The sequence below is a fragment of the Halegenticoccus tardaugens genome, assembly GCF_004116405.1.
Taxonomy (GTDB): Archaea; Halobacteriota; Halobacteria; order Halobacteriales; family Haloferacaceae; genus Halegenticoccus; species Halegenticoccus tardaugens.
Map to the genome: position 1 here is coordinate 1 of NZ_SDIC01000012.1, position 22,640 is coordinate 22,640.

Annotated in this window: 19 protein-coding genes; 2 read left to right on the top strand and 17 right to left on the bottom strand. The window is 69.6% G+C overall.

Annotated elements, in window-relative coordinates:
• The 4 genes from C3L37_RS23190 to C3L37_RS23205 all read right to left on the bottom strand — a co-directional run.
• On the bottom strand, positions 1–133 hold a 133-nt coding region (locus C3L37_RS23190), incomplete at its 3' end, for an SAM-dependent methyltransferase (RefSeq protein WP_228546206.1).
• A gap of 56 nt (positions 134–189) precedes the next feature.
• A complete protein-coding gene (locus C3L37_RS23195) occupies positions 190–804 on the bottom strand; it encodes a MogA/MoaB family molybdenum cofactor biosynthesis protein (protein WP_129116915.1) in 615 nt (204 codons plus the stop codon).
• A complete protein-coding gene (locus C3L37_RS23200; RefSeq protein ID WP_129116916.1) occupies positions 801–2,138 on the bottom strand; it encodes a GTP-binding protein in 1,338 nt (445 codons plus the stop codon). The genes C3L37_RS23195 and C3L37_RS23200 overlap by 4 nt, the downstream gene beginning before the upstream one ends.
• Before the next feature lie 8 nt (positions 2,139–2,146).
• Positions 2,147–3,364, bottom strand: a complete 1,218-nt coding sequence (locus tag C3L37_RS23205) for a GTP-binding protein (protein WP_129116917.1) — start codon at positions 3,362–3,364, stop codon at positions 2,147–2,149.
• Positions 3,365–3,461: 97 nt separating this feature from the next.
• Between C3L37_RS23205 and C3L37_RS23210 the strand changes: the two genes are divergently transcribed.
• Positions 3,462–3,890: a CopG family ribbon-helix-helix protein gene (locus C3L37_RS23210; RefSeq protein WP_129116918.1), complete on the top strand. Its 429-nt coding sequence runs from the start codon at positions 3,462–3,464 to the stop codon at positions 3,888–3,890.
• Positions 3,891–3,927: 37 nt separating this feature from the next.
• Here C3L37_RS23210 and C3L37_RS23215 read toward each other — a convergent pair whose 3' ends face one another.
• The 11 genes from C3L37_RS23215 to C3L37_RS23265 form a co-directional block, all read right to left on the bottom strand.
• Entirely contained in the window at positions 3,928–7,074 is a 3,147-nt protein-coding gene (locus tag C3L37_RS23215; RefSeq protein WP_164974856.1) for a M14 family zinc carboxypeptidase, read from the bottom strand.
• Positions 7,075–7,098: 24 nt separating this feature from the next.
• Positions 7,099–8,523 carry a S8 family serine peptidase gene (locus C3L37_RS23220; RefSeq protein WP_129116920.1) on the bottom strand — a complete coding sequence of 475 codons (1,425 nt, stop codon included), beginning with the start codon at positions 8,521–8,523 and terminating at the stop codon, positions 7,099–7,101.
• A 50-nt stretch (positions 8,524–8,573) separates the two neighbouring features.
• Positions 8,574–11,378, bottom strand: coding sequence for a S8 family serine peptidase (locus tag C3L37_RS23225; protein ID WP_129116921.1), 2,805 nt, complete (start codon positions 11,376–11,378; stop codon positions 8,574–8,576).
• Positions 11,379–11,535: 157 nt separating this feature from the next.
• Entirely contained in the window at positions 11,536–13,524 is a 1,989-nt protein-coding gene (locus C3L37_RS23230) for a bacterio-opsin activator domain-containing protein (RefSeq protein WP_129116922.1), read from the bottom strand.
• 140 nt (positions 13,525–13,664) lie between these two features.
• Entirely contained in the window at positions 13,665–14,786 is a 1,122-nt protein-coding gene (locus C3L37_RS23235) for a phosphotransacetylase family protein (protein ID WP_129116923.1), read from the bottom strand.
• A 22-nt stretch (positions 14,787–14,808) separates the two neighbouring features.
• Positions 14,809–16,902 (bottom strand): acetate--CoA ligase family protein, encoded by a 2,094-nt coding sequence (locus tag C3L37_RS23240; protein WP_129116924.1) that lies wholly within the window; start codon positions 16,900–16,902, stop codon positions 14,809–14,811.
• A gap of 121 nt (positions 16,903–17,023) precedes the next feature.
• Complete coding sequence (locus tag C3L37_RS23245; RefSeq protein WP_129116925.1) at positions 17,024–18,271, bottom strand: hypothetical protein; 1,248 nt, start codon at positions 18,269–18,271, stop codon at positions 17,024–17,026.
• Positions 18,272–18,438: 167 nt separating this feature from the next.
• The gene (locus C3L37_RS23250) at positions 18,439–18,762 is read right to left on the bottom strand and encodes a hypothetical protein (protein ID WP_394345826.1); all 324 of its coding nucleotides are present in this window, start codon (positions 18,760–18,762) and stop codon (positions 18,439–18,441) included.
• Positions 18,759–19,970: a putative manganese transporter gene (locus C3L37_RS23255; protein ID WP_129116926.1), complete on the bottom strand. Its 1,212-nt coding sequence runs from the start codon at positions 19,968–19,970 to the stop codon at positions 18,759–18,761. The genes C3L37_RS23250 and C3L37_RS23255 overlap by 4 nt, the downstream gene beginning before the upstream one ends.
• A gap of 202 nt (positions 19,971–20,172) precedes the next feature.
• Positions 20,173–20,649 carry a YbaK/EbsC family protein gene (locus C3L37_RS23260; protein ID WP_129116927.1) on the bottom strand — a complete coding sequence of 159 codons (477 nt, stop codon included), beginning with the start codon at positions 20,647–20,649 and terminating at the stop codon, positions 20,173–20,175.
• 137 nt (positions 20,650–20,786) lie between these two features.
• Positions 20,787–20,978, bottom strand: a complete 192-nt coding sequence (locus tag C3L37_RS23265) for a DUF1328 family protein (protein WP_129116928.1) — start codon at positions 20,976–20,978, stop codon at positions 20,787–20,789.
• Positions 20,979–21,167: 189 nt separating this feature from the next.
• Between C3L37_RS23265 and C3L37_RS23270 the strand changes: the two genes are divergently transcribed.
• The gene (locus C3L37_RS23270; protein WP_129116929.1) at positions 21,168–21,974 is read left to right on the top strand and encodes a ZIP family metal transporter; all 807 of its coding nucleotides are present in this window, start codon (positions 21,168–21,170) and stop codon (positions 21,972–21,974) included.
• Between the two features lie 20 nt (positions 21,975–21,994).
• Here C3L37_RS23270 and C3L37_RS23275 read toward each other — a convergent pair whose 3' ends face one another.
• Together C3L37_RS23275 and C3L37_RS23280 are read right to left on the bottom strand one after the other, a co-directional pair.
• Positions 21,995–22,279 carry a DUF7545 family protein gene (locus tag C3L37_RS23275; protein WP_129116930.1) on the bottom strand — a complete coding sequence of 95 codons (285 nt, stop codon included), beginning with the start codon at positions 22,277–22,279 and terminating at the stop codon, positions 21,995–21,997.
• A 57-nt stretch (positions 22,280–22,336) separates the two neighbouring features.
• Positions 22,337–22,576 carry a hypothetical protein gene (locus tag C3L37_RS23280; protein ID WP_129116931.1) on the bottom strand — a complete coding sequence of 80 codons (240 nt, stop codon included), beginning with the start codon at positions 22,574–22,576 and terminating at the stop codon, positions 22,337–22,339.
• Positions 22,577–22,640 lie beyond the last annotated feature (64 nt).

The window sequence follows — 22,640 nt, forward strand, 5'->3', positions numbered from 1 at the left end:
CGTGATCGAGCGCGACCGCCCGCGAGAGCCGCCCCGGCGAGTACACCACGTCTGCCCGCCGGAGCGCCTCCCGCCCGCGCACCGTCACGAGGCCCGCGTCGCCCGGACCGAGTCCGACGCCGTACAGCGTCATCGTTCGCGCCTCCACGTCGGGTGTGTCATCGTTTACGCCTCCGCGTCGGGCACACGTCAGTCATGCGCTTTCTCCGCCCCGCCGTCCGCGCCGTCGTTTCGGTGGCTCGTCGCCAACCCGGCGAGGTGAGGCGTCTCCTCGACGATGATCGCCTCGGTCGCCAGCCGGACCGCGTTCGCGCTGCCCGGGAGGACGAACACCGGTGCGCCGCGGGCGATCCCCGCGACGGCGCGCGTCGCGACCGCGCGCGTGCCGACCTCGTCGTACGAGAACCGCCTGAACAGCTCGCCGAAGCCGGGCAGCGTCTTCTCGAAGACGCCCGAGACTGCCTCGACGGTCACGTCGTCGGCCGTGACGCCCGTTCCCCCGGTCGTGAGGACCGCGTCGACGTCCGGGCGGTCGATCGCGCGCTGGACGGTCGTCCGGATCCGCGCGTAGTCGTCGGGGACGAGCTCTCGGACGGTCACGTCGTGGCCGCGTTCGCGGAGGATCCCCTCGGCGGCGTCCCCGCCCGGATCGTCGACGGGACCGCTCGCCGCCTCGCGCGAGCGCGAGGTGGAGACCGTCACGATCGCCGCGTAGAAGGGATCGATCACGTCGTGTCCGTGGTCGTCCTGCGTTCTGCGGTCTTCGACCGGGACGAACCCCGGTTTCGTCGTCCGATCGGTCATGGCGTCGTCGAGAGCTTCGTTTTGATCCCGGCGTCCGTGGCGACCAACTCCTGCGCGGGGGCGGCCGGGAACGGGTTGTCGAAGCCGTCCCACGCTTCGTCCATCTCCTCCTCCGTGAGGAGACAATCGTCGAGCGCCGACGCGAGCGCCCCCTCGTCGATCCCCCGGCCGATGAAGACGAGCGTGATCTCGCGGTCGCCCCACTCGTCGTCCCAGTGCACGTCGGGGTGCGCCCTGCGGTAGGCGTCGCGCTGGAACTCGGGGAGGCTCGCCACCCAGCGGCCGTTGACGTCGACGCGGGTCCGCGGGCCCGCCTGACTGAGGTTCAGCGCCAGCCGCTCGCGACCGGCGACCCACACGAGCCCCTTCGAGCGGAGCAGGCCGTCCGGGAGGTCGCGGAGCAACGCGGCGAACCGTCCGGGGTGGAAGGGCCGGCTCCGCTCGTACACGAACGAGCGAACGCCGTACTCCTCCGGCGGGTGGAGGTGGTCGTGGTCGTCATCGTGGCCGTGGCCGTGGTCGTGACCGTGATCGTCATCGTGGCCGTGGTCGAAGTCGCGATTTCGCGCGTCAGCGGGGTCGCCCTCTTCGTCCCGTTCGCCCTCGGAACCGTGTCGTTCGAGCGCCTGCTTCCAGCCGGCCGACTTGCTCGCGGTTTCCCGGTCGAACAGCCCGGTGTCGAGGATCTCGCCGGGATCGACCTCGCCGAACGCCGTCCAGACGAGGCGCGCGTTCGGCTGGAGCGATCGGAGGAGGCGCTCTACCTCCGCCGTGTCCTCGTCGGCGACGAGGTCGCGCTTGTTGACGAGGAGCACGTCGCAGAACTCCACCTGCTCGACAAGCAGGTCGGCGAGCGGGCGCGTCCCGCCGTCGTCGGGGCCGGCGCGCTCGGGGTCGCCGTCGGCGAACGCTCGGAGGAACCGCGGGGCGTCCACGACGGTGACCGTCGTGTCGAGCCGGTACAGGTCGGCCGCGGGACCGCGGCCGGCGAACACCCGCGCGATCGGCGCGGGCTCGCCGATCCCCGAGGCCTCGACGAGGAGGTAGTCGAACTCGTACTCGCGGGCGAGTCGAACGAGTTCGGTCCGGAGCTCACCGCGCAGACCGCAGCAGATGCAGCCGTTCGAGAGGGCGGCGACGCGGCTCTCCCCGCCGGGGAGGTCCGCCCGCCGCTCGACGAGGTCGGCGTCGACGTTCACCTCCCCCACGTCGTTCACCACGACCGCGACGTCGCGGCCGTCCTCGAGGGTGAGCAGGCGGTTGAGCGTCGTCGTCTTCCCCGCACCCAAACTTCCGCTCAGCACCGTCACCGGAATCTTCGAATCGCTCGTCATACCGGCGATCAATCGTCCGCGAGCGCTAGCTCGCGCTGTCCCTCCGGCGAGAAGGGGTCGGAGAAGTCGTCCCACGCTTCGTCCATCTCCTCCTCCGTGAGGAGGCAGTCGTCGAGCGCCGACGCGAGCGCTTCCTCGTCGACCTGCCGACCGATGAAGACGAGCTGGATGCCCCGGTCGCCCCACTCGTCGTCCCAGTCCTCCTCGATGCCCGGCCGCGCGGCGAAGTAGCGCCGCTTTTCCTCCTCCGGGAGCGTCGCCAGCCAGACGCCGGCGGGGCCGGCCCTGACGGACCGACCCGCCTTGTCGAGTCCCATTGCGACGTCCTCGCGGCCGGCCGACCAGAAGAAGCCCTTCGCCCGGACGACGCCGTCCGGGAGATCGCGGAGCAGCGCGGCGATCCGCTCGGGGTGGAAGGGCCGATCCCGCTCGTAGACGAACGAGACGACGCCGTGTTCCGCGGCCGCGTCGTCGTGGTGGTGGCCCTCCTGTAGCTCGCGCTTCCAGCCCGCGGATTGGCTCGCGCGCTGGAAGTCGAACCGCCCGGTGTCGAGAATCTCGTCGGGGTCGACCCGACCGTGCTCCGTCCTGAGGACCTTCGCGCGCGGTTGCAGCGCCCGGATCGTCGCCTCGATCTCAGCCAGCTCCTCGTCGGGGACGAGATCGCACTTGTTGAGCACGAGCACGTCGCAGAACTCGATCTGGTCCATGAGCACCTCCTCGGGGACGCGAGCGTCGTCGGGTTCGACCGCCTCGTCCGTCAGCGCGCGCCCGGAGTCGAACCCCTTCCAGAAGCTGTAGGCGTCGACGACGCTCACCATCGTGTCGAGTTCGTAGACGCCCGTCGGGTCGAACGACGCGTCCTCGAACCCCCGCGCGAACGTCTGCGCGACCGGGATCGGCTCGCTGATCCCGGACGACTCGACGAGCAGGTAGTCGAAGTCGCGCCGCTCGGCGAGCCGCCCGACCTCGTCGAGCATGTCGCCGCGGAGGCGACAGCAGATGCAGCCGTTCGAGAGTTCGATGATCTCCTCGTCTTCCTGCGTGAGCTCGGACTCGCGCTCGACGAGGTCGGCGTCGACGTTCACCTCGCCCATGTCGTTCACCACGACGGCGGCGTCGAGTTCGCGCTCGACGTTCAGCACGTGGTTCAACACGGTCGTCTTCCCCGCGCCGAGGCTGCCACTCAGAACTGTCACCGGAATCGGGTCCGTGCGAGACGGCATACGCTGATTATGAAAATAACTTCACTTAATAGTATTTATTACGATTCCACTACAAAATCATAATAATTTCTATTATCGATAAGGAACTAGTTGTTATATGGTCGTCGTCAGCATCTCGATGCCGGACGCGCTCGTGGATCGGCTCGACGCCTACGCGGAGGAACACGGATACGGCGGACGGAGCGAGGTGGTCCGAAGGGGGGCGCGGACCCTCCTCGACGAGTTCGCGCCGGAGAAATGCGGGGACGGAACGCACGTCTGTACGCTGACCGTCATCTTCGATTACGGGTCCGTGAGCGTCGAAACGCGGCTGTCGCGCCTCCGCCACGCCCACGACGGGGTCGTTCGATCGAACGCCCACGCGCACGTCGGCGAGCGGTACTGCGCGGAGCTTTTCGTCCTCGAAGGACCGATCGAGGACGTGTCGGCGTTCGTCGGCGACGCGCGCGCGGTGCGGGACGTCGTCGCAATCGAGTACTCGACGATCCCGCTCGCCGACCTCGAAGCGCCGCGTCCCGCGGAGTGAACTGCGCCGGTTCGCTGGACCCCGCCGTCGGAGCCCGTTACGTCTCCACGCCCGCGACGGCGTTCGAATCCGTCGTTCCGTCGACCGGCACCCATCGATCGCCGTCGACAGACACCTCCACGGGGCCGAACTCGTACGCGTTCGTCTCTGTCAGTTCGTCCGGCGCTTCGGCGAAGTACGTGTAGTGCGTCTCGTCGTCCGCCGCGGCGGTCGACTCGAAGTAGACGTACAGTCCGTCCTCGGTCTCCTCGACTCGTTCGACGTCGTCGGAGTGTGCTTCGAGAACCGTCCACTCCGACGGAACGACGTCGCGGACGGCGGCCTCCAGCGATGGGTCCACGGCCAGGTCCACGCGGTTCGTCTGCCCGCCGGTGAACGTCGATCCGTCGTCCTCCCTGGTTCCGGAGACGGTGAAGGGGGGCTCGGCCGGGTCGACCTCGAAGGAACCGCTGCCGAAGGTCCGCTCTTCCGTCCCGGTTCGACGGACCTGTCTGAAGCCGAGCGCGTTCGTCAGCGCGAGCTGGCCGAGGAACGAGACGGCGTAATCCAGCAGGCCGAACGGATGGAGGTTGGACTGCGACGCCGGCGGCAACAGCCCGCCGATCACGTGAATCCCGGTTCCGTCGCCCTCGCTCCGCGTGAGCGAGCCGGCGGAGACCGCCCCGTCGGTCGTGGCGGCGATCGCCGCCACGGTCCCTCCCGAGGCGGCCGCGAGCCTGAACGCCTCCTCGTCGACGAGCGTCATCGGGGCCTCGTCGTCCGTCGAGTAGCCGAGCGGCGCGATCTTCCAGAGCGTCTTCTGCACGGGCCGCGCGTCTTCTAGCATCGGGTGGTCGAGGTCCTTCTCTTCGAGGTGGGCGACGTAGAACGCCGCGTCGACGACGTCGTCCTCGGCGATCGAACGCGCGAGATCGTTCTCCATCGCGCCGAGGGAGCGAACCCCCGCGTCCGTCAGCACGAGGGTTCCGTCGTTCTCGACGAAGTCGTCGAGTGCGGCGACGTAGTCGGCGTCGTCCAGCCCCTCGTCGTGGATGACGACGGCGTTGTCGTACGCGGAGAGCGCGCCTTCCTTTACCTCCGCGACGGTCACCGGGTCGACCGTGCCGTCCGCGACGGCGTCCTCGTAGTCCTCGAAGAAGCGAAGCGGCGTTACCTCGTAGTCGCGCTGTTCGTACCCGAGAGCGTCCCGCGGATCGGGGTTCGAGCCGGACGCGGCGAGCGTCGCGACCCGCACGTCGACCTGCTCCGCGGCGTCGATCAGGTTCTCGACGCGAACCGTCCACGTCCCGGCCTCGGGCTCGGTTACGATCCACCCGGGACCGCTACAGCACCGCCCGCCGGCGGCGTGCTCACCGTCGGGGTCGAACGACCGGACGACCGCCCCGTCGGGATCGAGCAACTCCGTCCGCAACAGCGCCTCGTGTCCGTGCACGTGGATCGAGAGCGTGTGGAGGCCGGATTCGACCTCGAACGTCGTCGAGCGCTTCCCCTCGGCCGCCACGCGCTCTCTGTGTACGGTGTGGTCGACCGCCGTTTCTCCGTCCCCGCCGTCGTCCGAGCGAAACGAGAGGTCGTCGGACGATCGGGTGAGCGCGTCGGCGACGACGTAGGCGGTCGACTCGCCGCCCGCCTCGACGACGGCCTCGAACTCGTCGTCGGTGTTCGGCGTGTCGCTGTTCGCGACCGCGTAGTCGGCGACCGTCCGAATCGCCGTGACGTAGCCGGTCACCTGCATCTCGACCAGTTCTGGATCGAACGCGTTCGACCCGACCATGTGCGAGTACGCCATCTCGAAGTCCATCGTCGTCATACCGAGCCCACCGAGTTCCTCCGGGTGGGCCATCCAATCGCCCATCGCCCCGGAGACGGTGTACCCGATGGTGTCCCAGATGGTGCTGTAGTCGTACGCCTGTTCCGGGAGCGTCCCGAAGCCGAGGGGTGCGGGATTCGTCCCGCCGGTGACGGCCTCCTGGAACTCGCCGGCCGTCACCCACGTTTCGAGCGCGTCCTCCAGCGTCTCGTCGATGACGCGGTTCATCTCGTACAGCTCGTGCAGGTCGCGGGTGTCGAACTGATCCTGGCTGATCAGTCCCAGCACGAACTCCTTGGAGTTCAACATCCCGTGGAGGTCCGCGCCGTAGTTCAGGCTCTCGTACTCCCGGAAGTGCTCGACGATCGCCAGCGCGTCGGTCACGCGCTCCAGCGACCGCTCCGCCGGGTCGTCGGGTTCGCCCGGGTAGTGAGCCGGGTCGATCCACCCGACCGTCGGATACTGCCGGTTCGTGTCGTACACCCCCGCGTTCCCGCGCTCGTAGAACGGGGCGACCGGCGCGCCCTCGTCGGGTCCGAGCAGTTGCCACCCGCTCTCGTACTGGGGATGCTTCGCCACCCAGCCGTCCGGGTTGGTGTAACAGAAGATCAACACGAGGTCGTCGAGCAACTCCTCGGTCTCCGGATCCTCGCCGCGAAGCAGACGCTCTACGTATCGCGATCCGGCCTCCGCGCCGGCGCGTTCGAGCCCGTGCAGCGAGAGGCTGTAGAAGACCTTCTCCTTCCGTCGGAAGGCGTCATCGTCCCCGACGTCGTTCGTCACCTCCGCGACGTAGACGTCCTTTGGATCCGGCCGAGCGGACACCTCGTTGTAGTGGCCGGGACTCTCCCCGATGGAGTACACCCGAAGGCGATCGCCGTGCTCCGATTCGAGGCGCGTCAGCCCGTCGATCAGCTGCTCGAAGTCGACGAAGTCGACGCTCCGCTCCGGCTCGGGGAACACCCCGAACGGGTAGTAGCCGAGCCGCCAGAACGGGTTCGACCCCGGCGAGTGCGACAGCTCCTCGGCGGTGGGGATCTCGGCGACGGCCGCCGCCTCGGTCGCCGTGAGCCGAGCGTGTCCAGCCGGCCGGGGGGCGAGCGTCGTCACCGCGTCGGAGACGAGGGAGTCGAACTCCTCGACCCCCGACTCGTCCGCGAAGGTGACGAGCGTCGGGACCGCGAAATCGTCCGGCGTGTGATTGACGACGTACTCGTAGTCCGTCGTCGTCGCGTCCGAGGACACGTCCGCCGTGGCGTTCCCCGGGAGCGCGAGCGCGCCGGCGGTCGCCGCCGCGAGCCTGACGAAGTCACGCCTGTCAATGTCTACCTCGGTAAATCGATCGGTGCGTCCGTCCGCGTTCGAGTCGTCCATCATGGTTCAAAGATCGGTTTGTGATCAGTCCACGAGCGTCACGTCATCGAACCCGGCCAGCGCGTCGGCCTCGGCGCGTTCGACCGCGGCCGCGGCGTCGACGAAGCCCGCGCCGACGCTCGCCGGTTCGTAGCCGTCGCGGGCGTCGTACGCCTCGGCCTCGACCGTGTTGAGCACGTCGAGGGGATCGGGGAACGCGCCGTGGTTCTCCCGGTAGGCGTCCACGACGAGCGTCGCGATCCCGGTCGCGTGCGGGCAGGCCATGCTCGTCCCGCTGATGGTCGCGTAGTAGAGGCGGCCGTCGTCGGCGCTCTGCGCCTGCAGGGGGTCGTCGGGCGACATCGTGCTCACGATCTCGTTGCCCGGCGCGCCCACGCCCGGCCGGTAGAGACCGAGCGGGTCGTCCCCGCCGTCGCCGTCGTAGTACGCTTCGAGGTTCCGGTGGGCGGTCTCGCGGTCGTGGTTGTCGTCCTCGCGGCCGCGCGAGGAGAAGTCGGTGACGGATTTGTCGTCCCGCGTCGCCGCCACGCCGAGGACGTGCGGGGCCTTCGCGTAGTCGTTGAGCGTGCCGTAGTCGTCGCCGTCGTTGCCGGCGGCGAACACGGGGAGGATGCCGGCGTCGAGCGCGTGCCACGTCGCGACGCTGAGCGCGTCGTCGGGGTCGAAGTCCTCGCCGCTCGACGCGCCGTAGGAGTTCGAGACGACCTGGTACGTCTCGCCGTCGCCGTTCGCGAGCATGTGGTCGTACGCCGCGGCCGCCTTCAGGATCGTGATCGCGAGGCCGGTCGAGTAGCTCGTGAGCGTCGCGTCGGGGGCCATCCCCCGGAACCGCCCGTCGCTCGCGCTCCCGTCGCCGGCGACGGTGCCGGAGCAGTGGGTCCCGTGGCCGATCTCGTCGGTGTCGGCCGGACCGGCGTCGACCCACAGCGTCGGATCGCCGAGGGGGTTGCCGGCCCACTGGTAGTTCGCGTCGATGGCGTCGGCGAGATCCGGGTGGTCGCCGTCGACGCCGCTGTCGATGACGACCGCGTGCGCCGATTCGCCGGTGTAGCCGTCCGCCGATTGGACCGTCTCGACGCCGGTCACCTCGCGGCCGTCGTCGTTGTAGTACTCCAGTTCGCGGTTCGCCTGCACGCGCCGGACCTCGGGCCACCCGGCGACGGTTTCGATCTGCGCGCCGGTGAGCGTCGCGTACCCGACGGGGAGCACCTCGAACGCGAGGTAGCCCTCGGCGAGGTCGAGCGCACCGAGGCGGTCGACGTCGTCGTTGGACGCGAAGACGACGAGCGCCTCCTGGAGCGCGTCGCTCGCGGCGTCCAGGGTATCGTCGACGACGTCGGAGAGCCCGCCGGCGCTCGCGACGCCCGCGAAGGGGGCGAGCGAGGCCGCGCCGGTCGTTTTGAGTACGGTTCGTCTCGTGAGCGTCGTGAACTTCGTGCGGTCCGTCATTCGTGTGGTGTGTGGTTCGTCGATTGCGTGTCTGTGCGATTCGCGGCGCGTCAGGTGCCCTGCCCGAGCACGACGTTCGCGTCGCTCGTGCCGTCGAGCTGGACCCAGGTGTCGCCGCCGTCGGCTGAGGCCGCGAGCGGGCCGAAGACGTACTCGCCGCTCTCCTCCGGGTCGGTCGGCGCTTCGGCGAAGTAGGTCGCGGCGGGTTCGTCGGACGGTCCCGCCTCGAAGTGGACGTACTGCACGTCGCCCGCGTCTTCGACCCGCGAAACGTCGTCGGAGTGCTCCGTCAGGACCGTCCACTCGGCCGGGACGACGTCGCGGATCACGACGGCCTCCGTCGCCTCGACCGAGACGTCGATCCGGTTCGTCTGCCCGCCGGTGAAGACGGAGGCGTCGTCCTCGCGGGTACCGGACGCCAGGAATCCCTGCGTCTCCGCGACGGTCAGGTCGAGGTGGACCTGCACGTCGTAGCCGTTGACCGCGCCGGGAACGTTCACGAGCTTCGCGACGACGGCGTACGCGCCGCTCTCGGTTGCGACGGAGAGCGAGCCCTCCCCTGCGAGCGCCTGCGTCCGGGCGACGACGTTCGGCTCGCCGTGGTCGGCCGGCGCTTCGAGGTCGTAGACGAACAGGTCGACGTGCGGATCGCCCTCGACCGCGCCCTCGTTCGCCCCTGAGAGGTGGCTGACCGCCACGTCGACCTCGTAGATCCCCGCGTCGGCGTCGACGTACCCCGCGACCGCCCGCTCGTCCGCCGGGAGGTTCAGGCCGACCACGCCGCGGATCGTCTCGCCGATCGGGAGTTCGCGGACGACCGCGTCGACCGCCGCGCCGGGGTTCACGCGGCCGTACCCCTCGTAGGGGTCGCGGCCGCCGAAATCGTACGTCGGCGCGTGGGCGCGGTGGTAGGGCGCGGCCGTGAACGCCGTCTCCGTCGCCGTGGCGAGGAGCACCTGCTTGAACCGGAGCGCGTCGTCCAGCCCCGCGTCCGCGGGTTCCGGGAGCGCGACGGACCCCGGCGCGTCCTCCTCCATTGCCTGCGCGAGGAGACTTGCCGCGCCCGTGACGTAGGGCGCGGCCATACTCGTACCGGACTTCCCCGTGTAGTCGCGGATCGGCGTCTCCCCGTCCTCGGACGCGTCCGGGTCGCCGTTCTCCGCGGCGCGCGCGAGGTCCGTCACCGTGCCGCCCGGCGCGGTCACGTCCGGCTTTCTGTACGCCGTCTCCGCGTCCTCGTCGTACGCCGCGAGGCCGCCGCTGGAGTACGAGGCGATGCCGTCGAGCGGTCCGGTGGCGACGACGGAGATCGCCTCGTCGGCGAGCGCCGGGCCGCCGGAGTTGGCCGGGGTCGCGCTGTTGCCCGCCGACGCCGACACCAGAATCCCCGCCGAGGCGATGTCCTTCACGAGCGAGGGGTCGGCGGCCAGCAGGCCGCCGGCCGCGCCGAGCGGCGCGCCGCCGACGTACCCCCACGACATGTTGACCGCCCGGAGGTTGAACGCGGCCGCGAACTCGTCGGCGTAGTCGGCCAGGTCCTGCGTCGCGCCGCTGAGCCCCTGCAGGCCGACGATGCCGGCGTTCGGAGCCAGCCCCGCGTGGACGCTCGCGTCGCCGTCCGCGGTTCGATCGCCGACGGTCTCGTCCTCGCGGTAGAACGCGCCGACGCTCACGCGCTCGACGCGAGCCGCGGTCAGGATCTCGCCGTCGTACGGCGTGACGTGGACCGCGTACGTCGCCTCGCCCTCGTCGTGGACGGTCGGCGCGTCGACGACGTTGTTGTCCCACTCGCTCGTGTCGTCGACCCCGACGGTGGAGGCCGCCAGTTCCTCGCCATCGGGACCCTCGATGCGAATCTCGACGAAGTCGCCGTACGCGGAGGCGTAGACGCCCGTGCCCGCCCGCGCGGACACCTCGTAGGTGAGCGCGTCCCCGAGCGCGAGCGTCGTCCGCGGCTCGTCCTCCGTCACCGTCGCGGGATCGATCGCGCTCGCCCGACCGCTGCCGGCCATGATCGACGCGACGTGCGTCCCGTGACCGTTGCCGTCGCGCGGCTCGTCGTACTCGCCGTACCGGTCGCTCTCGTTGTACCAGCCGACGGTTTTCGCCGTATACGGGCGAATCTCCCCCTCGGCCCCCGCGAACACGTCGCCCGCGTACTCCGTCGGGGTGCCCTCGTACCGGTAGTAGGTCGCGTCGATCGCGTAGTCGGTCGCGACGTTGACGTACGTCTCGACGACGAAAGCGTACGTCTCGCCGCCGTCGACGTCGGTCCGGACGACCTCCGGAACCTCCGCCGTGGCCGAGGTGGCGATGCGCTCGCCGTCGGCCGTCTCGACGTAGAATTCGAGGTCGTTCACCTCGCCCGCGGTCCACGAGAGTTCGGCCCGGAGCTCCGACGCCTCCGTCGGGGCCGTAACCTCGTGTCGCTCCGTCTCCGGCGCGAGGAACGTCCCCGGCCCGATCGTCCCCGAGAACGACTCGGCTTCGTCGAGTTCGACCCGATCGACCGCGTCGGCTGAATCCGTCGTCAGGACGAACTCGCCGTCGCGAGTGACGGCGCGGACGCCGTTCCACGGCCCGAGGTCCGGGTGACGGGCGTCGAGACCGCTGTCGGTGAGCGCGACCGTCCGATCGATCCGACCGCGGTACCCGCGATCCCACGCGTGGCCCGCCTCGCGAGCGCGCCAGTTCAGAAATGGCCCGCCCGTCGCCTCCGACGCCCCGACGACGTCGATTTTCCCGATGCCGAGAGAAGCCGTGCCGACGACCGCGCCCGACGACCGGAGGAACGCCCGCCGCGAGAGGCCGAACCGCCGTTTATTTCTGGATGGTTTCCCATCATTGTTCGCCATTGCGATGTGAATTATCAAATAGAATGATAAAAACGACTATCCTAACCAGTTAGGGTTCGTAACTGTCGGCCGAGCGGAACAGTCGTGGGAGGTGTCGACGGCCGAGTCGATCGGTCGACGAGCGCGGCACGGAGTTCGAAACTCTCCCTCGTCGGCGCTACTCGTCGCCGTCGCCGCGTCCGAAGAAGGCCCCGAGAAGCTTGTTCTGCACCCGGCGGATGTGTTCGTGAAACGTCGGCGGGGAGATGTCGAGCGACGCCGCGACCTCCTCGGCGGTGCTGCCGCGGGGCCACTCGAAGTACCCCGCCAAATACGCCGTTTCGAGCACTTCGCGCTGTCGGTCCGTGAGCGTCCCGTCGAACGCGTCGCGGAACTCCAGCCCGCGCGTGCTCGTCCGCTCGCGCTCGCGCTGTGCGCGCAGTTCCGCGCCCGGGTACCGCCCGCGGATCGCGTCCATGATCGTCCGCACGTCCGCCCGCTGGGGCAGTTCGATCCTGATCTCGCCGACGCCCTCGTCGGCCGACGCGTCGCGGAGCACGCCGCCGTGGTCGGCCACGAGCGAGGCGACCGACCGGGCGGGCGTCGAAACCCTGAGCACGGTCACGCCGTCGTACTCGGCGACGCGTCGCGCGTCGCCGCCGCGCGTCCCGACGAGGTCGATCACGGCGTCCGCCGATCCGTCGTCGACGGTGAGAAACTCCGCCAGCGATCCGTCGGATCCCTCGACGACGCCTTCGAGCGACACCGTCGCGTCGGTCGACGCCGACGACTCGACGAAGAACGGTGCCGGGTCCGAGCCGTCGCCGTCGAACCGGACGGTCAACTCCACGACGGAGTCGGTCACGAGCGCGCGACGCTGTTCGACCGCGCACATCGCGTAGGCGATCGTCTCGCCGAGTTCGGCGAGCACCGCGCGCTCGGTCTCGTCGAAGGCGTTCGACCGCGGCGCGTACACGCAGAGGACGCCGTACGTCGCGTCGCGGTAGGTCAACGGGATCGCCGCCGCCGACCGGTACCCGCGTTCGAGCGCCGCCTCCCGCCACGATCCGGCCGCGACGTCGTCGGCGATGTTCTGCTCGACGATGACCGTCCCCTCGCGTACCGCCGTCGCGGCCGTCACGCGCTCGTCGCTCCCGTCCCCGGCGTTCGAGCGAGCGTCGAGGTAGCCGTCTTCGACGCCGGCCCACGCGCGCGGTTCGACGCGCCCCCCGGAGAAGTCGAACTCGCCGATCCACGCGAACCGGTACGGCTCCTCGGCGGCGAGGTGTTCGCAGACCGCCCGTTCGATCTCCTCGCGGGTCGACGCCCGGACGAGCGCCTCGTTCACGTCGCGGATGACGGCGTTGACGTGGTTCAGCGTCTCCAGCCGCTCCGCCTGCCGTTCGAGGGCGCGCTCTCGACGCTTGCGCTCCGTGATGTCGCGGCCGATGCCGCAGATGGCGACGGGCGCACCCGCCTCGTCCCGGAGCAGCGACCCGGTGAACTCGTAGGGAATCCGCTCGCCGTCGGTCGTGAGCAGGTCCGCGCGCTCCTGCGCTTGCCCCTCCTCCATCACCCGCTGGATCGCCACGGTGATCGCGTCGACGTCCTCGGGCGCGACGAAGTCGGTCGGGGCCATCTCCGCGATGGCGTCATCGCCGTACCCCGTGACGGCCGGGAGTCGATCGTTCCAGCGGAGGAAGGAGCCGTCGAGTCCGAACACGAAGAAGACGTCCGACAGCGTGTCGAGCGCGTCGCCGACGAGGTCGGTTTCGCCGGGGAGCGTCCGCGCCGCGGCGTACGCGTCGACCGCGTCCCGGATCACGGCGGCGAGTTCGGCCGCGACGTCGGCCGCGTCGCCGACGCGCCGAACGCAGCGGTCCGCGCCCGCGTCGAGCGCGCGGCCGGCCTCGTCGCCGGACCGGTGGAGCAGCACGACCGGAAGCGCCGCCCGCCGCTCGCGGATCGACTCGACGGTCGCAAGTCCCGCGGCGTCGAACAGTCCGTCGCCGACGACGCAGTCCGTCGTCGACGAGAGCGACCCGACGACGTCGCCCTCGTTCTCGACGGCGACGACGGCGAACCCGTGGTCGCGCCCGAGCGAGTCGCACAGCCGCCCCGTCCACTCGTCGTCGCCGACGACCACCACTTCGAGGGGCTCCCCCATTACTCGGTGTTCGTCCGCGACGGCATAAGCCCGTTTCCCTGTCGCCGTCCGGCGGGCCGAACGCGACGCGCCCGCGATCCGTCGCTCGGACGCGCGGGGCTCGGACGCGGAAAAACGGTCTCGGTCCTCGACGCGTCGCGTCAGGCGCTCTCTTCGTCGTCTTCGCCGCTGTCGGCGAGCGCCTCGTCGGAGTTCTCGGCCGCCGGCGCGCCGACGAGCACGTCGACGTCGGCGTGTTCGTAGAGCAGGTCGCGGAGCAGGTCGACCGTCCGCTCGTCGCGCGTCCGTCCGCCCCGAACGACCTCCTCGGCGCGGTCGATGGCGGTGATCGTGTCCGCGTTGACGAGGAGCACCGGTACGCCCTTCGACTCCGCCTTGCCGAGCACGGCGCTCGGCGGTCGGTGGCCGCCCGTGAGGATGAGACACTTCACGCCGGGCGCTTCGAGCGCGGCCGTGTGGATCTCGGAGCGGTCGCCGCCGGTGATGACCGCGGCGTCCTTCGTGCGGCGGAAATACCGGAGCGCCTCGTCGCCGCCCATCGCGCCGACGAGGAACCGCTCGACGAACCCGTCCGTCGGCGCGTCGGTCGCGACCTCCGCGCCGAGTTCGCCCGCGAGGTCGGAGACGGTGATCCCCGCCAGCTCGCGCTTTCGCGGCAGGACGCCGAGGACGGTGACGCCGCGGGTTTCGAGGAACGGCACCACGTCCGTCTCCAGCTCTTCGTACGCCGCGTCGGGGACGCGGTTGAACAGCACGCCCGCGAGTCGGTCGCCGAAGTCCGCCGCCGCGGCGAGCACGTCGTCCACGTCGCTCGGCTGGCTGTAGTCCGTGACGAGGACCGCTTCGGCGTCGAGCAGGTCGGCGAGGTCGGGGTCGGTGAGGTCGATGATGCCGCCGGTGGTGTAGCGGCCGGCCCCCTCGATCAGCATGAGGTCGCTGCCGGCGGAGAGCTGTTCGTAGTACTCGCGGACGATCTCCGCGAGTTCGTCGCCGCTCTCCTGGCCGCGGATCGCGCCGTCGACGAACGTCGGCGAGTAGACGATCGGCTCCATCTGGTGTATTTCGGCGTCGAGGCCGAGCAGTTCGCGCGCCAGCATCGGGTCCTGGTCGAGCGTCTTGCCGACCTTGCTCTGCAGGCGCGTCCCCTTCGGCTTCATGTAGCCGACGTCGAGGCCGCGCTCCTTCGCGAGCAGGCCGAGCGCGATCGAGATCGCCGTTTTTCCGGTGCTGTCCTGGGTCGAGGTGACGAGTAGCGTGTTCATGGCTGATCGTTGTCGGGAGTGGTCATAGTTCGTCGGGGTCGACGGTGAGCCGCACGTCGACCGCCCGCACGCCGTCCGGCGTCGCGACGAGTGGGTTGATGTCCAGTTCGAGGATCGCCGGGAAGTCCGCGACGAGTTGCGAGAGGCGCTGGATCGTCTCGACCACGCCCTCGCGGTCGACGGGGTCGCGGCCGCGAGCGCCGCGCAGAAGCGGCGCGGTCTTGATCTCCTCCGTCATCTCCCGGGCCTCCCGCTCGGAGACGGGCGCGACCCGGAACGTCGTATCTTCGAGGACCTCGACGAAGATGCCGCCGAGACCGAACATGAGGAGCGGGCCGAACTGCGGATCGCGGTTCATTCCCACGATGGTTTCGACGCCCGCATCGAGGTCGACCATCTCCTGCACCTGCACGCCGAGGATGGCCGCGTCGGGCTGGTAGTTGCGCGCCCGGGTGACGAGGTCCTCGTAGGCGTCGTAGACGTCCTCGTCCGCGACGCCGACTTTCACCCCGCCGATGTCGGACTTGTGCAGGATGTCCGGGCTGACGATCTTCATCACGACCGGGCCGTCGATCTCCTCGGCGACCGTCTCCGCGTCGGTGGCGGAGTCGACGATCTCGCCCGCGGGCGTCTCGATCCCGTACGCCGAGAGGAGGTCCATCGCCTCGACGCCGAGGCGGTTGTCGTCGCGCCCCCGGACGCTCTCGAGGATCTCGCGGGCGCGCTCGCGCTCGACGTCGAACTCGGTCGGCTCGTCGTACTCGCGCCCGGCGATCTCGCGGTACCGCCGCAGCGCGTCGAGCGCCTCGATGGCCCGGGACGGGTCGAAGTAGTTCGGGATCCCGGCCTCCTGGAGGACCGACGCGGCCTCGTCGACGCGCTCGCCCCCCATGAAGCAGGCGGCGACCGGCTTGCCGTGTTTCTCGCGCAGATCGACGGTCGCCTCGGCGAGTTCCTCGTAGTCGAGGACGGCCGTCGGACACGAGAGCACGAGAGCGGTGCCGACGTTCTCGTCCGCGAGGGCGACGTCGAGCGCCTCGCGGAAGCGATCGTTGTCGGCGTCGCCGACGATGTCGACCGGGTTGTAGATGTTCCCCTCCTCGGGGAGCGTCTCGCCGAAGGTTTCGAGCGTCTCCTCGGAGAAGGAGGCCATCGAGAGCCCCGATTCTCCCACGGCGTCGGTCGACATGACGCCGGGGCCGCCCGCGTTCGTGACGACCGCGACGTCGTCGCTCTCCGGGAGCGGCTGGTTCGCGAGCATCTGCGCCGAGTCGAAAAGCTCCTGCACGGAGTTCGCCCGGATGACGCCCGCCTGATCGAACCCGGTCTCGTACGCCTGTTCGCTGCCGGCGATGGTGCCGGTGTGCGAGGAGGCGGCCTGCGCGCCCGCGTCCGTCCGACCGGACTTCACGAGGACGATCGGCGTGTCCCGCGTCACCTCGCGGGCGGCGTCGATGAAGTCGCGGCCGTGTTCGATCCCTTCGAGGTAGCCGATCACCACGTCGGTGTCGGGGTCGTCGCCCCACGCGCGGACGAAGTCCGCCTCGTCGAGGACGGCCTTGTTGCCGAGCGAGACCACGTCCTTGAAGCCGATGCCCTCGTCGTTCGCCCAGTCGAGGACGGCCGTGATGAACGCGCCCGACTGGCTCATGAACGACATCGACCCCGGTTCCGCGTTCTCCGGGCCGAACGTGGCGTTCATGCCGTTCGGCGTGCTCATGATCCCGAGGCTGTTCGGACCCACCAGGTTCAGGTCGTACTCGTCCGCGACCTCGGTGAGGTCTCGCTCGCGGTTCGCTCCCGCTGCGCCCGTCTCGCCGAAGCCGGCGGTGATGACGACGACGTTCCGCACGCCGGCCTCGCCGGCCCGCCGGACCGCCTCGACGGCGATCTTCGGCGGAACGACGACGACGGCGAGGTCGGCGTCGGCGTCGCCGACGTCCGGGACGCAGGGCAGTCCCAGTACCTCGTCGTAGTTGGGGTTGACCGGCACGACCTCGCCGGCGAAGTCGGAGACGAGGTTGTCCATGATGGCGCGACCGACCGACCCCTCGCGCTCTGTCGCGCCGACGACGGCGACCCGTCCCGGCGCGAACAACTCGGATAACTCTCCCATCGCCCGAGATTTGCCGCCGTCTCCGCATAAATCTGGGTGTGTGCCGCGTCTCACGGATCGTGTCAGCAGGCGCCAGTCGGTCGAAAAATCGTCCAAAACCGATCGGCGGTCCGGAATCCGGCTACCCTTTCAGCAGGAGCCGCCCGCCCCACGCGTACAGGCCGAGGGTGAGCGCCGTCACCGACAGGTGTAGCTCCGATACCCAGTACGGGACCGGAACGACGTGGTGGAGCGCGTCGAGCAGCGTCGATAGCACGGGAACGTCGCGGTCGTGCGGCGCGTCCTCTATCGGATCCGACGTCGTCTCGTACGGCCCCCCGGCCGATTCGCCGACGGGGACGCGGTCCGCCTCGTACGGGAGCGACCGCACCTCGTAGCTCGCGACGACGCTGCCGTCGCGGCGGACCTCGACGACGCGGTCGTTCCGGCTGTCGGTGACGAGGGTGTTCCCGTTGGGGAGGCGGTCGGCGTCCCGCGGCCAGTCGAACGGAATCCCGTTCGCCTCCGTGAGCGCCCAGGCGACCTCCCACTCGCCCGCGTCGTTGCGGTGGAGTTCGACGACGCGGTCGTTCTCCGAGTCTGCGACGACCACCGCGCCGTCGCCGAGCCACTGCGGGTTGTGCTGTTCGTTCAGCACGTCCGGATCGCGGTCCTCGTTTATCACCTCGACGACCCGCGCCCCGTCGTCTCCCTCCTCGCGTTCGAGGACGAGAAGCTGGTTGGTGTTGCGGACCGACACGAGGTAACGCTCGTCGCCGATGCGATCCACGTCGTTGATGTGCAGCCAGTCCTCCCGGGTCGGATCGGGGGGCGGCTCGTAGTAGCTGCTCGCGTTCCACGTCCACGAGCGGTCGCCGGTCGAAGTGTTTACCGCGTAGACGCTCTCGTACTCCATGTCCGCGACGAGCAGTTCGCCGGACGGCAACGGTTCCGCGTCGTGGACCTCGCTGTCCTTGCGCGTCCGGACGGGGTAGCTCCACTCGGCGACGACGCGCGGTTCGGGCTCCGGCCTGATGATGTGCACGCCGGTCCGCTTGCACGGCGGTTCGTACGGTCCGCACTCCCCATAGCCGCCGTCGGCGAACGCCGCGAGCACCGACCCGTTGTCGAGGTACGTGACGTCCAGGTAGCCGATCGTCCCGCCCTTCGACCACGAGACGTTGCCGTCGCCGTCGATCGCCGTCACGTTCCCGTCCGGGCCCGGTCCCTGGACGCCGACGAGCGTGGTTCCGGCGTCCTCGCCCTCCGGCGTGATGACGGTCGTGTCCGCGGCGAGCGCCCAGCTCCCGCCGAACGCCAGCACGAGGAGCGCGGAGGCCGCGACGATCAGGGCGAGTCCTCGCCGCTGCGGGTCGTCTAATAACCGCATGAAGAGACGAATCCGCCGGCTCCTCCCGGGGCGTTACGCACGTCTGCGCCGACGTCCGTGGTACACGCTTGCATCTTTGGATATCTCCAACCGCTCGATATATAAACCTCCGGTCGGAACCCGCGTCGGCGTTCGATTCGCCGCGCCGCACGGCGCGTCGCCGGGCCCTATAGCACGTCGTTCGGGTCGCGCTTCGCGCGCGTTCGCTCGGCCGCCGCGGCGTACGCTTCCCGCGTTTCGGCGTCCTCGACGCGGCCGAGGTTGCCCGGGTCGGCGTCGACCGCGGCGGTCGTGTCCCTCGCGTCGTCGAAGCTCGTCAGGGCGCGCTCCTTGCGGAGGTAGCGCTCCCCGTCGGGCGTCGCGTACACGAGGATGACGACGTTCTGCTCGTCGTCGGAGTAAGTCCGCTCGACGAGCCAGACGCGGATCGTTCCGCCGCCCCCGTCGTTCTCGTCCCCCGTCTCGGCCCCGCCCGCGGGCGCGTCGGTCACCCGCCGAGCACCCCGAAGCCGAACATCGGACCGAACAGCAGGTGGAGTCCGACGCCGACGACGAGCGCGGGGATGGTCGTGTAGATGCTGGCGACGATCGCCGCGCGCTTGTCGATCGCGATGAGCGGGAACAGCGCGTCGCCGTCTTGGCTGATGGCGTTCGCGACGAGCGCGGAGAAGGGAATCCCGCCCTGCGTGTACGCCGTCGCGAGGACGATCTGCGGCCCGCAGCCGGGGATCACGCCGACGGCCGCCGCGCCAACGGGCGCGAGCACGCCCGCGGCGGCGGCGAACGCCTGCATGTTCGCGCCGGTGACGAGGATCCCGTACTCGTAGAGGAGGTAGGCGGCGATGACCCAGACGGTGACGAAGGAGGTCTCCATCGCCGCGTGGGTCAACGTCTCGTAGACGTTCCCGAAGGTGTCGCGCGCCCGCCCGACGTGGCCGTGGCCGATGTAGCGCCGGCCGACGAAGTAGAGGTAGAACGACAGCACGGTCCCGACGATCCCGAAGACGGTGAACGCGCCGGCGAAGCTCACCTCCGCGACCATGGGGACGTCGGGCGCGCCGATGGCGAGGAAGACGACGCCGACGGCGAGGCCGCCGATCGCGGCGAGCCACCAGAATCCGAGCGCGGCTCTGCTCAGCGCCTCCATGAGGGGCGAATCGCGGGTCGGCTCCTCGCAGCCCTCGCACCCGCACCCCTGCGCCTCCTCGTAGTGGTGGACCTGACTGCCGACCGGCGGGGTTGCGAAGCCGCCGTCGGTGGCCGTCCGCCCGATCCGACCGACGGCCCGATCGATGCGCGAGACGCCCATGCCGAACCAGTCGATCGCGTAGCCGAAGATCACGGCGGCGGCGAATGCGAGGCCGTAAGCGTACAGCGCGGCCTCGGGGGCCAGCGCGAGGATGACGAACGCGGAGTCGCCCGCGGTGGCGATGAGCGTCGCGACGACGGTGCCGAAGCTCACGCTCCCGCGGACGTACAGCGGCATTATGACGATCGCCCCCCCGCACCCCGGCGTGAGCCCCATGAGCGCGCCGACGAGCGGCTGCGCCCGCTTGTTCTCCTCCAACCGTCGCACCAGCCGTCCGTCCGTCCGGTACTGGGCGTAACTGAACAGGAGCACCGTCACCGCGACGAACACGCTGACCTGAATGAAACCGTCCCGAACGGAGCCGACGAATATATCAAGTATCTCGGACATCCTCGCCCCCAAATATTTGACCCATCTAAACTATCCTTTTGCCTCTTAGAATATAGTGTTTGCCCTCGAACGCAGCGGTCGCGATCGTCGCCATCTCAGGTGTCGTTCGACCGTCGCGACACGCGAGAATTCGATCAGTCGAATCCTCGTTCGTTCTCGACCCTAAAATCGTTTGTGGCGCGTTCCGTCCGCTCCGGTTCGTTCACTCGGCCACGTCGACGGACTCGGCGTCCGCACACCGCCGGAGCGTCTCGGGGTCGATCGGGAACACCGCCGTCGGCGTTCCGGCGGCGGCCCAGACCGCGTCGTATTCCCCGAGCGTCTCGTCGAACAGGACGGGCGGGTCGCCGGCGTGACACAGCGGTGGGACGCCGCCGATGGCCCAGCCCGTGACCGACTTCACCGTCTCGGCGTCGGCCATCGACACCGAGGTCGGATCGACGCCGAGCCGCGCGGCGAGTTTCTCCTCGCTCACGCGGTTCGCGCCGCTCGCGACGACGACCGCGGCGTCGCCGTCGGCCTCGAAGACGAGACTGCTCGCGATCTGTCCGACGGTGCAGCCGACGGCCGCGGCGGCGTCGGCCGCGGTTTTCGTCCCGTCGGCGAACTCGCGAACCTCGATCTCCAGCCCGTGCTCCTCGCGGACGCGCTCTTCGAACTCCTCGGCACGTGGGTGCATACCGAGGTCTACGCTCGTCCTCTCCGATAATTCTCGCGGTTCGAAAACGGCGACAGCGAAGGATCCGCCGGGTCGTCCCGGCGGGCACCGCGCCGGCACGGTGTGATTCGAGCCAGTCCGGCCGCCCGCGTCGGCCGCTACAACAGCAGCGAGAGGACCGCCAGCACCAGGAAGACGAGCACGAGGATGCGCGCGATCTCCATGGTCAGGCCGGCGACGCCTCGGAAGCCCGCCAACCCCGCCAAGATGGCGAGGACGAAGAACACGATCGCGTACCAGAGGACTCCGCCCCCCGACTGGAGCGGAACCGCCGCGAGCGCTTCGATCATGACGACACCCCGCCGTCCGTGGTTGCGTGTTTGAATGCCATCGCCGGACTGGCGTACTCCGGGAACCCATTTAGTTGTAGACCACCTAAGAACGGGCGTGACCGACCAGCGCCACGAATCACGGACGAATCCCGATGCAGTCTCTCGGTTTGAACGATTGAAATCGTCGTCCGTCGCGGGGGACGCGGGGTGAACGTCGTCCTTTTCGAACTCGCCTTCGTGTTCGTCGCCGGGTTGTTCACCGCGCTCGCGACGGGCGTCGGGGCGATCCCGTTTTTCTTCGTAGACGACCTGAACGCCCGGTGGAACGTCGTCCTCTGGGGCGTCGCGTCGGGCATCATGCTCTCCGCGTCGGTGTTCGGACTCCTCACGGAGGGGCTCGCGAACGGGACGCCGTTCGATCTCGCGGTCGGCTTCGTCGCGGGCGTCGCGCTCGTGATCGTCGCCCACGCGGTCGTCGAGGGATACGACGTGCACCCGCGGAAGTACGAGGAGGCGAGCTACCGGAAGCTGCTCTTGATCCTCGGCGTCCTGACCGTCCACAGCTTCCCGGAAGGGGTCGCGGTCGGCGTCTCGTTCGCCGACTTCGGACTGGTCGGCGCGGACAGCGTGTCGGCGTTCGGCGTCGCGGTGCCCGTCCTCGCCGCGTTCATGACGGTCGCCATCTCCATCCACAACGTCCCCGAAGGCGTCGCCGTCTCGATCCCGTTGCGCGCCATGGGCGTGTCGAACTGGAAGCTCGTCTGGTGGGCCGTCTTCTCCAGCCTCCCCCAGCCGATCGGCGCGGTGGTCGCCTTTTATTTCGTCAGCGTCGCGCGCGACCTCGTCGCGGCCGGGTTCGGTTTCGCCGCGGGCGCGATGATCTACCTCGTCGCCTCGGAGTTCATCCCGGAGGCGCTCGACCTCGGTCGAACCCTCCCCGGCGGCGGCAGGCGGGAGCTCCTCTCGGGGCTCGCCGTCGGCTTCGCGCTCATGGTTCCGCTCGCGTTTCTCTGACCCGCGATCCGTCCGCCGTTTCAGTGCTGGTGTCCGGTCGCCTCGCCGAACGAGACACCGAACCGCTCTTCGAACAGTTCCTCCGCGACGTCGTTGATCTCCGCCAGATCCGCCGGGACGTCCCCCTCGGCGTGGTGGACGACCGTGTGCGCGCGCTGGACGAACGAGAGGAGCGCGACGTCGCCGACGACCGCCGCGGGGTTTTCTCCCTGCTCCGACAGCACGTCGACGAGCCCCGCCGGCAGATCGAACGCGTCGGTGTCGCCGTCGGGCCCTTCGATCGTGTAGGTTTCCGTGTCTACCATAGTTCAGGTTGGGCGAGAGGACACAAGGATCTGTGGATCCTTCTCGGCCCCGGTCGCTCAGGGGAAACCGGGGACGAGCGTCGAGACCAGAAACAGCACCCCCGCGGCCACCGTGGCCACGGTGACGACGCGCCACGCGACGCCCAAAACGAAGCTCGCGACGGAGAGGAGGACGCGCCCCACGAGGATGGCGAATCCGGCCGCGAGAAGCAGCGCGAACAGCTCACCGGGCGGAATCCCGGCGATTTCGCTCACCTGGATCGGCGACGCGAGCGCGAGGAGGGCGGAGCCGTGCATGTGCGGACGCACGCGCCGACGAGCCAACAAAGTACCGACTCTCAGGGATTCGTGAACGACGAGC